Annotated in this window: 12 protein-coding genes and 1 tRNA gene; 2 read left to right on the top strand and 11 right to left on the bottom strand. The window is 59.8% G+C overall.

Features of this window, described 5'->3' with window-relative positions:
- Positions 1-19 precede the first annotated feature (19 nt).
- The 11 genes from aroC to IPP35_00155 all read right to left on the bottom strand — a co-directional run bounded on the left by aroC (position 20) and on the right by IPP35_00155 (position 7691).
- On the bottom strand, positions 20-1183 hold the full coding sequence (gene aroC, locus IPP35_00205; protein MBL0057571.1) for a chorismate synthase: 1164 nt from the start codon (positions 1181-1183) through the stop codon (positions 20-22).
- Positions 1180-2085 (bottom strand): shikimate dehydrogenase, encoded by a 906-nt coding sequence (gene aroE, locus IPP35_00200; GenBank protein ID MBL0057570.1) that lies wholly within the window; start codon positions 2083-2085, stop codon positions 1180-1182. The genes aroC and aroE overlap by 4 nt, the downstream gene beginning before the upstream one ends.
- The gene (locus IPP35_00195; GenBank protein MBL0057569.1) at positions 2072-3352 is read right to left on the bottom strand and encodes a TldD/PmbA family protein; all 1281 of its coding nucleotides are present in this window, start codon (positions 3350-3352) and stop codon (positions 2072-2074) included. The genes aroE and IPP35_00195 overlap by 14 nt, the downstream gene beginning before the upstream one ends.
- A gap of 83 nt (positions 3353-3435) precedes the next feature.
- Entirely contained in the window at positions 3436-3840 is a 405-nt protein-coding gene (locus tag IPP35_00190; protein MBL0057568.1) for a hypothetical protein, read from the bottom strand.
- A 19-nt stretch (positions 3841-3859) separates the two neighbouring features.
- A tRNA-Arg gene (locus tag IPP35_00185) sits at positions 3860-3933 on the bottom strand.
- A gap of 199 nt (positions 3934-4132) precedes the next feature.
- Positions 4133-4798, bottom strand: coding sequence for a phosphoribosyltransferase (locus IPP35_00180; GenBank protein ID MBL0057567.1), 666 nt, complete (start codon positions 4796-4798; stop codon positions 4133-4135).
- Positions 4795-5205 carry a hypothetical protein gene (locus IPP35_00175; GenBank protein ID MBL0057566.1) on the bottom strand — a complete coding sequence of 137 codons (411 nt, stop codon included), beginning with the start codon at positions 5203-5205 and terminating at the stop codon, positions 4795-4797. The genes IPP35_00180 and IPP35_00175 overlap by 4 nt, the downstream gene beginning before the upstream one ends.
- The gene (locus IPP35_00170) at positions 5183-5419 is read right to left on the bottom strand and encodes a hypothetical protein (GenBank protein ID MBL0057565.1); all 237 of its coding nucleotides are present in this window, start codon (positions 5417-5419) and stop codon (positions 5183-5185) included. Before IPP35_00170 ends, IPP35_00175 begins: the two co-directional genes overlap by 23 nt.
- A gap of 14 nt (positions 5420-5433) precedes the next feature.
- Positions 5434-6192 carry a cytidylate kinase-like family protein gene (locus IPP35_00165; protein ID MBL0057564.1) on the bottom strand — a complete coding sequence of 253 codons (759 nt, stop codon included), beginning with the start codon at positions 6190-6192 and terminating at the stop codon, positions 5434-5436.
- 7 nt (positions 6193-6199) lie between these two features.
- Positions 6200-7066 (bottom strand): universal stress protein, encoded by an 867-nt coding sequence (locus tag IPP35_00160; GenBank protein ID MBL0057563.1) that lies wholly within the window; start codon positions 7064-7066, stop codon positions 6200-6202.
- 10 nt (positions 7067-7076) lie between these two features.
- Positions 7077-7691: a hypothetical protein gene (locus IPP35_00155; protein MBL0057562.1), complete on the bottom strand. Its 615-nt coding sequence runs from the start codon at positions 7689-7691 to the stop codon at positions 7077-7079.
- Between the two features lie 449 nt (positions 7692-8140).
- Here IPP35_00155 and IPP35_00150 point away from each other — a divergent pair, with 449 nt between their 5' ends.
- Both IPP35_00150 and IPP35_00145 read left to right on the top strand, forming a co-directional pair.
- Positions 8141-9010 (top strand): hypothetical protein, encoded by an 870-nt coding sequence (locus IPP35_00150; protein ID MBL0057561.1) that lies wholly within the window; start codon positions 8141-8143, stop codon positions 9008-9010.
- A 40-nt stretch (positions 9011-9050) separates the two neighbouring features.
- The gene (locus IPP35_00145) at positions 9051-14081 is read left to right on the top strand and encodes an Ig-like domain-containing protein (protein ID MBL0057560.1); all 5031 of its coding nucleotides are present in this window, start codon (positions 9051-9053) and stop codon (positions 14079-14081) included.
- Positions 14082-14341 lie beyond the last annotated feature (260 nt).

The raw sequence follows: 14341 nt of genomic DNA, 5'->3' as shown, positions 1-14341 counted from the left end.
GAAGGGGCCCCGGGCGCCGTCAGTAATTCAGCAGATGTTCCCGATAGCGGGTGAGGTGGTCTTGCATTTCGCGAAGCGAATCGGAACCGAACTTCTCTTTCATCGCTTGGGCCAGGGCGATGGCCGTCACGGCCTCGCCGATCACCGCGGCGCTGGCCACGGGACAGACGTCGGATCGGACGATCTCGGCCGTCATTTCCGCCTTGGTCAAAATGTTAACGGAGCGGAGCGGTTTCCGGAGGGAAGCCAGGGGCTTGACGGCGGCGCGGATCACGATGGGTTCGCCGTTCGTCATGCCGCCCTCGATGCCGCCGGCGTTGTTGCTACGCCGATAAAAACCCCGGCCTTCTTTGTGGAAAATTTCGTCGTGCAGGTCGGACCCTTTCCGGCGCGCCATGTCGAACCCGCGCCCCATTTCGACGCCCTTGTGGGCCTGAATGGAGAGAAGCGCCTGGGCCAGCCGCCCGTCCAGCTTGAGATCCCACTGGGTGTGGTCGCCCAGGCCCACGGGGCACCCCGTCGCCACCACCGTGTACACCCCGCCCAAGGTATCGCCGTTGGCCTTGGCGTCCTTGATGGCGTCCATCATTTTCTCCTCCGTTTTCTTGTCCGGGCAACGCACCGGGGACTTCTCCGCCAGGGCGAAGGCCTCTTCCACGGGAATATCCGTCGCCGGGGCGGCGATACCGCCGATTTCCTCGACCCAGGAATACACCCGGACCCCGAGCTCTTCCAACAACCGCTTGCAAACGGCGCCGACCGCGGTGCGGGCGGCGGTTTCCCGGGCGGAGGCGCGCTCCAGGATGTCCCGGGTGTCTTTGCGGTCAAACTTGAGCACGCCCACCAAATCCGCGTGGCCGGGACGGGGACGCGTCAGACGGAACTTCTCCGCCCGGTCTTCCGCCGAGACCGACATGATTTTCTCCCAGTTCTCCCAGTCCTTGTTTTCAATCTGAAAGGTGATGGGGGACCCCAAGGTTTCTCCCCACCGAACGCCGGAAAGGATTTTCGCCTGGTCTTTTTCAATGTATTGAAGACGTTCGCCCCGCCCGAAACTGTATTGGCGGCGCGACAGTTCATGATTCACGGAGCTCTCGGTGACGGGGACTCCGGCGGGAATTCCTTCCAGGATGGCCGTCAAACTGGGTCCGTGCGATTCTCCTGCGGTGGCGTAACGGATCACGGGTTGGTCCTTTCTTTTAAGGCCGCGCTGGCGGCGCTGGCCATGATTCCCCTTAACTCCGGGGGGTCGTATTTTACCTTTTTCAGATCCTCCCCAAACCAGAGTTCGAAAGCCTGGGCGCCTTGCTGGACCAACATACCGAGCCCGCCAACGGCCGCCGCCCCGGCCGCGCGCCCGTCTTTGACCAGCGCCGTCTCCCGATGATAGACCATGTCGTAAACGGCCCGGCTCGCTCGAAGAGACTTGCTTGGGACAGGACTCGGATCCCCCTCCCCCAATCCCACGGAGGTCGCGTTGACGAGGAGCTCCGCCCCTTCCAAAGCCTCCCGCAAACCCGGGTTGACCTGAACCTCCGCCCCGGCGCCCTGGGAACGAAACTCTTTGGCGAGATTTTCCGCACGTCCCCGGGACCGGTTGACGAGGGCGATAGAGCGCGCGGTTTTTCCCAAGGCGAAGAACGCCGCCCGAGCGGCCCCGCCGGCGCCCAGGAGAACCACCGATTTCCCCTCCCAAGCGATATTTTTCTCTCGGAGGTCATCCAGCAGGCCCTGTCCGTCGGTGGAAAAAGCCTTCCAACCCCGGGGTCCCCGAACCAGGGTATTGGCCGCCCCGCACAGGGCGGCGCTGGAATGCACGGAGGACGCCAGAGCCAAAATCTTTTCCTTGTAGGGGATCGTCACGTTGAACCCCTCCAGTCCGTTTTGTTCGCCGACGGTTTCCAGAAATTCCGTCCAATCCGCCGGCGCCACCTTAACCGCCCGATAGACGGCCCGAAACCCAAAGCGCGCTATCGCGGCGTTCTGCATGGCCGGGGACAAGCTGTAACCGAGGGGCCAACCGATCACGCCGAACCGGCGGTGGTCGGTTGGAACGTCCGCAAAAACGGTTCTAAGATCCGCCAATGGAGAGCTCCTGGACGCGGAAGGTGGGAGCGCCGAAGGTCCCCTGCCACGTCAAATCCTCCGCCACGGCATCCACACGCCCCAAAAGATTTAGTAAGTTCCCGGACAAAGTGACCCCCCGAACCGCCCGGCCGGGTCGGCCCTTCTCCCAAAGAATTCCGGAGGCCCCCACAGAGAATTCCCCGCTCACGGGGTCCGCCGTGTGCATGCCGATCACGTCCCGCACCACGAAGGCCCGGGGGGTGGACCGGTAGAGAACCGCCGCAGGCACGGACCCCGGTGCCAAGTGAAAATTCGTCACCCCGGGCGAGGGGGGAGCCTCCCGGCCCGGCCGCTTGGCGTTGCCCGTGCTGGAGACCCCATCCTTTCGGGCCGTGGTCGTGTCGTATAAATAGGAGCGGAGAACCCCGCCCGCCACGGCGAGGGTCCGTTGGGTCGGATGGCCCTCGTCGTCCCAACGGCTCGTGGCCAGCCCGCCCGGAAAACGCCCGTCGTCCACAAAAGTGACCATGGCGGACCCGACATTTTTTCCCCGGCGCCCCGCCAGACAGGATCGCCCTTTTTGGACGGCGTCGGCCAACAGCGCCTGGGAAAACAGTTCCACCAGGTCCACCCCCACCCGGGGGGTGAAGATCACGGGCCAGCCCCCGGAACGAATCGGGCGCGCGCCGAAAGAGGTGAGGAGCCGCCCGCGGGTCTCCGCCACCACCGCCCGGGGATCGAGTTCCCCCCATGATTTTTTTTCCATGGACCCCCAGGCCGTTTCGGTTTCTTTCCCTGAGGCCCCCAAAATCTCCGCGCTGAAAGAAACCGCGTTCCAGGGTTCCGCCGCGGCCACCCCCTCCGTGCTGACGATGGCGTGGGCCCCGCGCGCTTCATGGAAGGAGAACCGGAGCGCCTTCTTGACCCGGCGGTCGCCGGACAGCAGTTGGCGTTCCAAAACCTTCAATCGTTTGAGGAGTTCCTCTTCGGAACGGACCGCAGCCGGGACCCTCGGTCCATTCAAGGGGATCGATGGGGCGGGGAAAAGAGGGCGAGGGAGGAGGCGAGTCGGGTCGGGGGCCGTGGCCCCTGCGGCGTCCCGGGCGCGGTCGAACAAAGCGCGGATGCCGGGGAGCGAGCTGTCCGTCCCGCTGGCGAAACCGGAACGACCGTTTTTGACGGCTCGAAGGGAAACCCCGGCCCCCACTCCGGAAGAAACATCTTTGGGACTTCCCTCGGCCCAAGAGACCTCCCGCGTGGCCTCCGCTTCAAAAAAAAGTTCCACCTGCCAGCCGAGAGGAACGAGCCGCTTTAACCGAGCTCGGGCTTTCCGAAGAAGGCCGGGGGCCGAGAACGAGATGGAATTTTTCAGGGTTTTGGAGAGGCCCGTTTGGCCGCTCGACTCGCCTGCTGAAAGAGAAAAAGGGCGTGGGGGTTCCCCGAATCCCGCTTCAGCACTTCTTTGGCGATCGCCGCGGCCTCATCGAACCGGTACTCGAAAAAATCTCGATACCCTTCCGTCAGATCAACCGTCGGCGCCGCATTTTTTAACTTCGACAGATTGAGAAAACCGGAATAAAGAAAGAGAACGGACGCCAGGAAAGCCAAAAGCCCCCATCGCCGACGGTAATGGAGCAAATGGGCGTCGTTGAACAACAAAGTCCGCGCCCAGGCGTTGGCCCGCAGAACGAGCACGGGCCGGTACAGGTAAGCCACGCTCACGATGAGGAGACCGATTCCAACCAACAGCTTGATCGCTGATTCCGTCAACATGTTTCCCCCAGAAATGAAGCGGGCCCGGGCGGACTCGAACCGCCGACCCCCTGCTTAGAAGGCAGGTGCTCTATCCGCCTGAGCTACGGGCCCCCCCTCGCCCGGAAAATTCAGTTGGCCACGGGATTCGACGTAAAATCCGTCCCTTTTTCCTTCACAAAAAAGTTCGACCGTAGTCCCGGCTACGCTCTCACTTTTTTGTTTCGTAAAAAGGGCCGTCTTTTCCGTCTCGGTCCTCGCGTCCAACTGAACTTTCCGGGTCAGCGGCCTGTTTCACCGAGTTCGAATTATATCAATTGAGCGACTGGGGAGATACGGGGCGGGGGGCGGTGAGCTGGAGAACTTCAATTTCGCTCACCGGGCCGAAATGGGCGTAATAGGCTCCCACCGCGTTAAAATCAGGCGGGGAGTGGAGGCACACCACCCCATCGGTCAGGGCGCGAAATTCCTTGAGGATTTCCGGCGGCGACACGGGAACGGCGAGGATCAGACGATGGACATCGTCCCGTCTTAACCGTTGGAGTGCCGCCCGGGCGGTGGCCCCCGTGGCGAGCCCATCGTCCACCAGGACGACGTCCCGGCCCCGCCGGGGAACCACCGGGCGTCCCTGGCGCAAGGCCTTTTCCAGTTGCGCCAACCGGCGGGTTTGGCGGGCGATTTCTTCCTCCACATAGGATGGGGAAACACCCAACTGGGAGATGATGCCTTGGTTCAGAACGGTGAGCGGCTCGCCCCCGTCGGCCAGGGCGCCGATGGCGAGTTCCGGCCGCCCGGGCGCGCCGAGCTTTCGCACACAGAGGATATCGAATTCGGCCCGAAGGGAGAGGGCCACCTCATGGCCCACCGGGACCCCGCCGCGGGGGAGGGCGATGACCAAAGGATTTATCCACGGACCTGGCCAACGGGCCAGGGCCCCGGCCAACGCGCGGCCGGCCGCGCGGCGGTCCTCAAAAATCAATGGGCGGCCTGGTTCAGGAGGACGACGGCCCGTTGATTATCGGAACTTGAAAAAACCACCACGCACTTCGCCTGATCGGACGCCGCCGACCCGTAGAGGTGATGGAGGTCGATCTTGGCGTCCCGCAACTTCTCCGTGAGCCATTTCAGCATTCCGGGTCGGTGAGGAACTTCGACCACCACCACCACGCCTTCGCGCACGTCAAGATTTTTGGCGCGGAGGGCGTCCGCCGCCCGGAGCTCGTCATCCACCAAAAGACGGAACACCCCGTCCCGCCCCTCCACCCAAGCGCTCACCGCCAGGATGCTGACGCCCTTTTCGGCGACGCTTTTGACGATTTCAGCCAATACGCCGATTTCGTTCAAACGCTTGACGACGAGCTCTCTACCGAGAGTGGCTTTGAGCATGGGTCTCTCCCTTGGATCGGCTTCGGGTTCCCGAGGATCGGCGCGGGGTTTCGTCGGCCAGCCCTCCCACGCCCAAGGATTCAAAAAAATGGGCGTGCACCCGGTCAAACAACGCGCGCAGGTCTCCCCGCTGTTCCAAGTAATCCGTCAGGTTCGTCCCCGGCATAAAAACACCCGAGGGGATGGACGGGCTCCGCGATTTTGTTTTCGTCATGACACCTCCATTCATCAGCGTAGGGGCAGGGCGATTCGGTCAACGACAGACGGGGCGGCGGCCCCCCGCCCGTGACGCAAAATGGCCTCGACCGCGCGAAGGGACGTCGCCGCGATCACATCGGCGGACACCGTCTCCGTGTTCCAGACCAGGTCGTACAGCAAGGGGTCCTCGATGTCCCTGTGGAAATAGGTTTTGACCAGGGCCGCCCGGGCCCGGTCCCGATCGGCCACCCTCCGCGCTGCCGCCTTTTCAGACAGCCCGTGGCGGACCATGATGCGCCGAACTCGCGTGGGAAGAGAGGCCACCAGACGCAAATGAAGGCCTCCGGGGATATGCCGGGTGAGGCAGGCCCCCGCCCGACCGACGATGATCACCTTGCCCTCCCCGGCTAGCGTTCGCACCACTTTGAAGAGATGCCCCACCACGGCGGACTGAGGGGAAAGCCCGGCAATCCAGGACGACACCATGTCCTCCAAGCCCGAGGCGAATTCCTCCTCCGCCAGTCCCCGAAGCGACACTTTGAGCGCGGGGTTCTCGGCCACGAGTTCCGCCAACCGTTCATGAAAAAGGCTCCACCCGCCGAAAATCGTGGCCGGTCGAGCGCCCTTGGTTTTCTCCAACAACGCCTCGGCAACGGAAAACCCCCCAGCCCCCGCCTGGCGGGAGATGGTGATGTAGGGTTTAGGCCCGTGCCCGCCCCCCGGACGTTCCGGAAGGATCTTGGCCGCCGTGGCCAGGAACCGCGTGAGATGCTCCACCGGCAAGGTCATGGCCGCCTCAATGGACGATCAACACCGAACAGGGCGCATAGGAAGAAACTTTTTGCGATACGCTTCCCATGATGAACCGGTCCAGCTTCGAAAGGCCGCGTCGCCCCACCACCACCAGGTTCGCCCGCGTCTTCTTCGCCGCCACTAAAATTTCGCCGGAGGGATGGCCCTCCCGAATCAGGGTTCGCACCGAAGCGAACCGGCCCCTCCACTCGGTTTTCGCGTCGGCCAATAAACGCTCCCCTCTCTCCCGAAGGGCCTTAAGGGATTCCTCGTAAGCGGCCACATGGCCGTACCCACCCGGAAACCCTGTCTCGGGTATCCAGAGGGCCATGGGGTCGGCGGCGACATGGAGCAGTGTCATGGGGGAAGACCGGGCGACCCCCAAACGAGCCAAAAAATCCAGGGCCCGCCGCCCCATGGGAGAACCGTCCACGGCGGAGAGGATCCGCACCCCCCGGCCGGGTTTCCGGTGGGCCACCAGCACCGAGCATTCGGCGTGGCGGGTGACTTTGTTGGAAACGCTCCCGAGGAAAAATGTCTTGATGGGCGTCAGACCCCGAGCGCCCAAGACCAAGAGATCCGCCCGGATTTTTTTCGCCCGGTCCAACAGGGTCCCCGCCACATCGTGCGATGGGAGGACCGCGCAAGAGGTCTTAAATTTTTTTTCCAGCCCTTTCGCCACCACCCGAACCATCCGCTCCCCGCTTTCCCTCAGGGCTTGGGTGATGGAAGGCGCTCCCGCCGCGCCCGGAAGAACCACTGGGGTCACGGTGATCACTTCGACCGAGTGCCCCTGGCCCGCCACCTGGGACAGCAACCCCTCCGCCCATTGGGAATTTTTGGACCCATCCACCGCCAAAAGAATTTTCATGGTATCTCCGTTAAGCCTCTTCCGCCTCTTCCAGTTGAAGGACTTCCTGGGGAAGAACGTCCCGCCAGGACCCCCAAGGCGTCTCCAGCAGATCCCGAGCCCAGACCCGCCGATCCCCCAGGCTTTCCCGCGCCGGGCAGACGAGGCACAGGTCGCTCACAAAAAAATTCTCTTTAAGGGAATCCACCATGCTCTCCCCCAATATCTCGCTTAAGGGCCGCCCGCCCGGATGGGCCGGAACGCCCTTCATCCGCAAACGGCGGGCGAGCGCCGAAGCCACCGCTTTCAGAAAGTTCGGCAAAGGACGGCGGGTTTCAAGCAGGAACACTTTTTTGAGGACGGCGTGGGTGTGGGGCCCCCGCCCGCAAAGCACGCAGGGGACCTCAAGACAGGAGTCGAAATGCCCGCATTGGGGGTTGAAGGAAAGGCGGTCTTTAAAAACTTCCCGAAAAATTCGGAAAATTTCGGGCCACAGGTGGGGATCGAGAGAGGTCTTCGCCCGCTCGTCGATGGTCTGCCAAACTTTGTGAGTGAGCCGGGTGAGAATCTCCGACGGATCCTCCCCCAACCCGGACCGAAGCTGGTAGAGGTGAACCCGACGTTCTTTCGGCCGAATTTTCTCCATAACCGAACCCCCTTCTCGACCCCCATCGGTCGAAACGGGCCACGTGGGCAACACTTCCTATCGCCCTTTTATTCTCTCACAAAACCACGAAACCCGCCATGACGCAGGTCATACCATGCAATTCCTATTTAGGTGAAAAGTTGTCCCCCGGCCACGGACAAAAGGGGCGAACACGGGGGGTTGACTCACCCGCAGTCGGGTCTCAACTCGCCTCCAAAAACCGTGATCTTAGAAAATAAGAATCCTTATTTATTTGATGAAAGGGACCACCTTAGAAAAATAGTTGGAAAATTAGAGGGAAAATGATATTGGCTCAAATGTTGCAAGAATGCGGATTGAGGCCCCCTTGTGGGGCCACAGGTTTAAGATCCTTGGGGTAGGGCCGGTCTCGAGCCAGCGGGAAGCCGGCCAGGCAGACGGGAGTCAAATTCAACAAAAAGGGTAGCCCTATGAAAAAAATGTCCCTCGCTATTAAAACCATTCTCGGTCTTGGGTTCGCCGTATGTTTTCCCATTGTTGGTGAAACTGCGGCTCCCTCAAAAATTAATTATCAAGGGAAATTGACCGACAATGCCGGGAATCCTTTCAACGGCAATAGAAATATTTCTTTCAGTATTTGTTCCGCTCCGACAAGGGGCTGTTCTTATTCCGACGGGAGTAGGGTTGTTCCAGTAACCAATGGCGTATTTAACGCTATGATTGGAGAAATTACGGCCATTCCTTCCAACCTTTTTGATGGATCAGAAAAATTCGTTGAAATCACGGTTAATGGCGCGGTGTTTTCCCCTCGACAGAAACTTGTTTCGGCCCCCTACGCCCTTGCCGTGGCCGCTGGAGCGGTGGGGCTGACTGAAATCAACCGAACAGATTTGGATTCTCGGTATCTGGACGCATCGAACCTGTTGTCAGGCACGGTGCCCAACGCGCTTTTGGATTCCAGCAGCGTAACCCTCAAAGGCAACACCGTGAACGTCGCCAACGGGTTGGTGCAATTAAATGGATCCAATCAAGCTTCTATCGGTGGTGGCTTGATCTTGAATGGAGGGACCCCTTTGAAAGGTTATCTCTCCACCTCTACACCAGTTAATTTTGGCAACATCAGTGCTGGTTCAAGCGATAGCAAGGACATACCCCTCACGGGAGCGGCGGTAGGGGATGTGGTTCTGATTGGGGCTCCATCGGACGCTGACTTTAATGAATTAATGTTGTACGGGTCCGTGACGGCGATTAATACGGTAACGGTGCGTTGCTTTAATCCAACAGGCGGGCCAATAAACCCGGATTCAAAATCTGTTCGGGTAAGCGTTCTAAAACACTAAGCCGCTGGATTTGACGGGTGGATAGCCCCGGAGGAGAATCGTGAATCGAGGTCGTTGGGCCAAACGCGGTTGGAGCGCGACGGATTTTCTTAAGGTCGGGGTTATCGGCCTTGGGGTGTGGTTTTCCTATTCTTTGGCTTTCGCCCTCGAATCTTCGGATGGGATTTCTTCCCGCATCACGCGGAGCGATGTCAATTCAGGCGGGGGCCTGTTCACCAAAGACTTAAGCAACAACACCTTGACAGGTTCCCTGGATTCCATCGAACCCGTTCTTTCCATCGCGGGCGATCTAAGCGGTAAGATTTTAGGCGGGCCCCAGGCCATTTTTTATTATCCTGAGACCCCAAGCGGCATGATCCTAAGCACCAACGCCTTCAATAAATTTTCCGTCTCTTGGCTGGAACCTGGAATGCAGAACGACGACAGCCACCAGCTTCCAGTGGGCTCCTATCAGGTCCGGTTCATGCCGGTAGCCAATGGAACGGTTCTTATGTCCTCGTCGGATTTCGTCTCGGCGAATTCCATCCCGGACTCGATTCCCAACCCGGGTACGGTGGGTGGCCGTTTGAGCCCCTTCCCTATTTCAGGCCTTCTTTACAACCAATATTACTCGATCGGAGTTCGCGCTTTCGATCTGGCCGTTGGAAATACGAACCCTAACAATGAGTCTTATTTTATCGCATCGAAAACGGAATGCACTCTCACCCAAACCCCGACCCTCGTCTCGGTCCTCGCCGTCACGACGAACAGCAAAGCACTGGATGTAACCTTTGATGCCAAGAACCCTAACGGATACCTATTACCATTTGATTTTCAGATCGATGAATCCAGCCTTTTCAACGGAACGAATCAGGTGGCTGGTTCCTTTAACTTTTCTTCCTCCACCGTCGGCAACATAACGGTGCGGTTCCAACAGTCAAACACGAGCCCAGATCTGTTAAAAAATAAGACGTACTTTGTTCGCGTGAGGTCAAAGAACAAAGCCGGTGTTTGGTCAGGATGGAGCAACGTTCTTTCGGGAACCACGGGCCAACCAATTCCGACCATCACCGCGATCAGCGCTTCAACGGATAAAGTGAACGTTAACTGGACCAACTCAGAAACCAATTCATTCTCGAGGATCACATACAACATAACCGGCCTCGACGTCACGGGGTGGGACCCTTATCCCATCGCTACTGAGCCTCCTTTCTCTGGGGTCAATGTCGCCACATCCATTCCCGGTTTGGACGGGAATACGACCTATTATGCCCGGGTGTCGGTTTACGACTCATCCGACATCCTGATCGGCACGTCCGCCATCAGCTCCGTTGTGACCGGTGTTAAAAACCCCCTGTCCTCCGGCGCCGATGTGTTCTCCACGAGCGCGACCCTTCGATGGGTTTATCCTGTGAACATGGGGGAGAGCGGTTCTTTTTCTTACCTTTTTCAAGTCTCCTCGGACAGTTTCATTACAACGGTTTCATCCCGGGTTTTTTATGGAGGCACCCCTTCCGGGGCCGCCACTTTTTTAGGACTGACGGGGAACGCCCTCTACCAGAGTTCCGTCACCGCCATGAACCGGACGGGGACAAATCTTTATTCGGATCCACCCACCCTTTATGGGGCGGCGTTTACCAAACCCAATATTCCCGCCGGTGTCACATTCGTCGCGCCGCCCAGCGACCCCACGCGCCAGGTCAAAGTAGCTTGGAACAGGAACGGGAACGGTTCTTCCACAGAGTATCGGGTGGATCTCTTTTCCGATGCGGGGTTGACAGATTTCGTTGCGTCAAGCTCAACCAGGGGGACGTCGGTGTTCTTTGAAACCCCGACCACGAACATTTTGGCGAATCGGGATTATTATGCCCTGGTCACGGCCCTTCATGACCCAGCGAACGTGTCCGCCACAGGGGTGGACGTCCCTGGCATTTTCGCCAGCACCGTGACCGCCCCCCTGGCGCCTCAATTGGCCAATGTGGTCCCTGGTCAAAGCCAGCTTGATGTCACCTGGTCTTCCCACACAGCCCAAGCATCAAACGATCCCGACACCGTTTATCTTCTCGATTGGGTCAAAGAGGGAGATGTCACGCACATCAGCTCAACAACCCGATCTTTGAACCTCAATGCCTTGCCATTGCTCGCCAATACGACCTATTTCCTCACCCTTGAAACCCTGGCGTTACCCGCTGGCGGCTGGATGGACGCCTCCGTCCCGATGACAGGTGTCACCCTGGCCGCAACACCCACCAGCCTTACACCCGGCCCGGGAACGACATCCATCTCTTTTGGTTGGAACCAGGGTGTAAATCCCTTCCCCCCCAACACCCGGTATGAGGCATCCATCTCAACGAGCATCGGTTTTTCGGCCGCCATTTCGACAACCGTAGTGGTCACCAGCACGGGGACTACCTTCACCGCGGTTGTCCCCAATCGGCAGTATTATCTGGGTGTCCGAGCCATAAACCACCAAGGAATCCCTTCCAGCCTCGCCACCACCTTCACCTTTTCACGACCCGAGGCGCCGGTTATCCGATCTTTCTCCGTTCCTCCATTCGTTGGGAAGCCCTCCCCCACCCAGCTGGATCTGGTTTGGAATCCCGGCCTCAACGATCCCGACACCACCTTCAACCCAGCGATAGATGGAGAAAGTTTCAGCGAACACGCCATCATTGGGAATTCGTTTTATTTCGGGGCACTTTTGCCGGACACCACGCATGCATTCCGGGTGAGAGCGCAAGCGAAGGATTTGGCGAATCACGCCGTCTCGCTTTCCACAACCGTCGCCACCCGGGCGGAGGTGGCTCTTCCCGTCGAGGTGGTGGCAACCGTCGACCAAACCACCCTGCAATTTCGTCTCGAACGGGGAGGGAACCAGAAAACCACGGAGTATGCTATCCAAATGGTCCAGGATCCCGTCCCAGCAATCCCCTCCCTCTGGCACCTTAAATGGCTCATGCTGGATCCCGGAAACCCTAGCCATCAGATCGCGGCCTCGCCAACCCCCGTTTGGAAAGAATTTAAGGATTGGGGCACCCCCAACGATGCCACGATTTCCCGGGTGAATTTTCTCGCGGGGTCCCTCCCCCTGGGCGGCCACTATCTTCAAGTGAAGACCCGAAACTCGGAGGGAGAGGAAGAAGTTTTTTCAGCCACCACGGTCATCAAAGGCGTCGCCGGGGTTCCGGTCGTGAGTTTAATTGGGACCCCTTATACACCAGCCATGAGCCTGGCCCAAAGGCTTTATTTCAACGCCCCGTCGCTCCCGTTTAAAGCGGTTGGGTCGGCCCACTTCAACTTTCACGTGAACTCCGATCCGAACGGAGCGCAGATTGGGACCTTCGATGTTTTACGGTCCACCGGCTGGAACGGCCTTTTCAACCCTGTCGACCCCTGTTCAACGGATTCCGCCATTGGCATTTTTCACGACGGCGGTTTAAGTGGATTTTGTATTCCCGATGAGGGAGAATACTATCTTCACCTGCAAGGGAATCAACTATTAAAAAACGCAGTTGGAGCCACCGTTGGTTTCGATGGCACAGTCTATCCCGGCAGTCCCTCTTTTCGTTTTTTCATTGATCGAACGCCGCCCCTGGCCGGCCCCATCGTTGCGCAGTGGGCGGGCTTCGTGATTCCCGACAACGGCGGGACGTTGGGGTTTCAAACGATTGATTTCTCGTGGCCTGTTATCGACTTGGGCAATTCGGTGTCCAGAAGCCCCATCGTGGGGTGGGCCTACAGCTTCGCCCTGAACGATAACTCGCCGGTGCCGGTCCAGAGCACCGCGACGTACTTCGTGGCCGGGCCCGCCGTTCGGCTTTCTTTGTCCAGCCTGGGGGTCGTTCCCGCCACGGGGACGTATTATTTCAAGGCGATGGGGTTGGACCTGGCGGGGAACTGGCAGCCCACGTCCACCTCATTTATCTACAACTTTAAGGCAGACTCCCTGCCGCCGACTTTTAAGGGGGTTTCCTTGGCGGGGGCCAAAATGCCGAAGTCGGATTACCACTACGCGGCCGTGGACCCGTCCGCGCCGATCCGCTTGATTTTCTCCGAACCCATGAATCTGGCCAGCCCGGGGGCCCTCTCCTTCATCCAAACCCACAATGCCCTGGGCCAACAGGTGAACACGTCCGTTTCTTTTGCCTCCTTGGCCACGGTGGTGGAGACGTCGACGACCTACATGGATGTGACGCCCACCGTCCCCCTCGAACGGGGCGCGCGGTATGAAATCCGTTCCAGCACCTGGAACCTGCGGGACTTGGGAGGCAACCCCTTGCCCGCCAACCAACAGTTCTCCATCGCGTTCTTCACCCAGATCGACCCGAATGCCCGGACGGTGTTCGTGACCCTGGACAACGGGGCGCGGTTGGAGGTGAGCGCCAACGCCTTCGGGCCGGACCCTTCCGGCGTGGCCTTCGACGACGATGTGAAGAACGACCCCGCGCCCATCGGGGCCACCGTGCGCGGCGCGAGCGGGGCCGTGCCCCGCCGGTCCGGCGGAGACTTCAATCAGGTGCTGGCGACCAAGGAGTTCAACCATTACGCCTCGGACGGGACCCGGCTGACGGCGCCGTTCGGAGCGCCCGTCACCCTCACCTTCGGATATTCAGACGCGGACGGCAACGGGATCGTGGACGGAACCGAAAGCGGCCACCCCGTCAAGGTGGACCGTTTGGCGATCTACGCTTTGGACGAATTGTCCGGCGCTTGGATGAAACTGCCGGGTAGTCGGGTGGACACGACCCTTCACAACGTGTCCGTTGAACTGCGGCACTTTTCCGTGTACGCGTTGATCGGAACCGCCTCCTTCGACCTGACGGAAGCCCATCCGTTCCCCGTCCCCTACCGCGCGGCGAAAGACACCGGCGGGATCGTCTTCAGTTTCCCGAATTCCCAGATTGCGAAGGTCCAGGTGTTCACCTTGGATGGACGGCTGGTGAAAACCCTGTCGGACGACACGGGGGCCGGGTTCGTCCGCTGGGACCCCGTGGACTCGGACGGGGGCGATCCCGTCGCGTCGGACGTCTATCTCTACGTGATTGAAAACGACCAAGAGCGGAAGGTCGGAAAGCTGATGGTGATCCGATGAGTTCCCTCGGGCGGCGGTTTTGGAAAGGAGGGACGCCGGACGCCCTCGTGCTGACGGCCGCGCTGTTCGGGCTGGTTCCCACCCTTCTGGCAAAATCCTCCGGCAACACCACGGCGAACTTCCTCCAGATGGGGGTGGGCGCGCGGGGGTGGCTGGGGGAGGCGCAAACGGCGGCGGTGAACGACGCCACGAGCCTCTATTGGAACCCGGCGGGGTTGGGCGGGCTGACGCAGAGCGAAATCATGTTCATGCACAACGCC

This window comes from Elusimicrobiota bacterium, from assembly GCA_016721625.1.
GTDB lineage: Bacteria > Elusimicrobiota > Elusimicrobia > FEN-1173 > FEN-1173 > JADKHR01.
Note: the sequence above shows the minus strand (reverse complement) of the source record. Positions and strands in the feature narration are given on the sequence as shown.

What these genes read in the sequence shown, in the direction of transcription:
- IPP35_00190 (MBL0057568.1), bottom strand. Translation starts at nt 3,840, where the DNA reads ATGTTGACGGAATCAGCGATCAAGCTGTTGGTTGGAATCGGTCTCCTC.
- IPP35_00170 (MBL0057565.1), bottom strand. Translation starts at nt 5,419, where the DNA reads ATGACGAAAACAAAATCGCGGAGCCCGTCCATCCCCTCGGGTGTTTTT.
- IPP35_00160 (MBL0057563.1), bottom strand. Translation starts at nt 7,066, where the DNA reads ATGAAAATTCTTTTGGCGGTGGATGGGTCCAAAAATTCCCAATGGGCG.
- IPP35_00175 (MBL0057566.1), bottom strand. Translation starts at nt 5,205, where the DNA reads ATGCTCAAAGCCACTCTCGGTAGAGAGCTCGTCGTCAAGCGTTTGAAC.
- IPP35_00150 (MBL0057561.1), top strand. Translation starts at nt 8,141, where the DNA reads ATGAAAAAAATGTCCCTCGCTATTAAAACCATTCTCGGTCTTGGGTTC.
- IPP35_00155 (MBL0057562.1), bottom strand. Translation starts at nt 7,691, where the DNA reads ATGGAGAAAATTCGGCCGAAAGAACGTCGGGTTCACCTCTACCAGCTT.
- IPP35_00165 (MBL0057564.1), bottom strand. Translation starts at nt 6,192, where the DNA reads ATGACCTTGCCGGTGGAGCATCTCACGCGGTTCCTGGCCACGGCGGCC.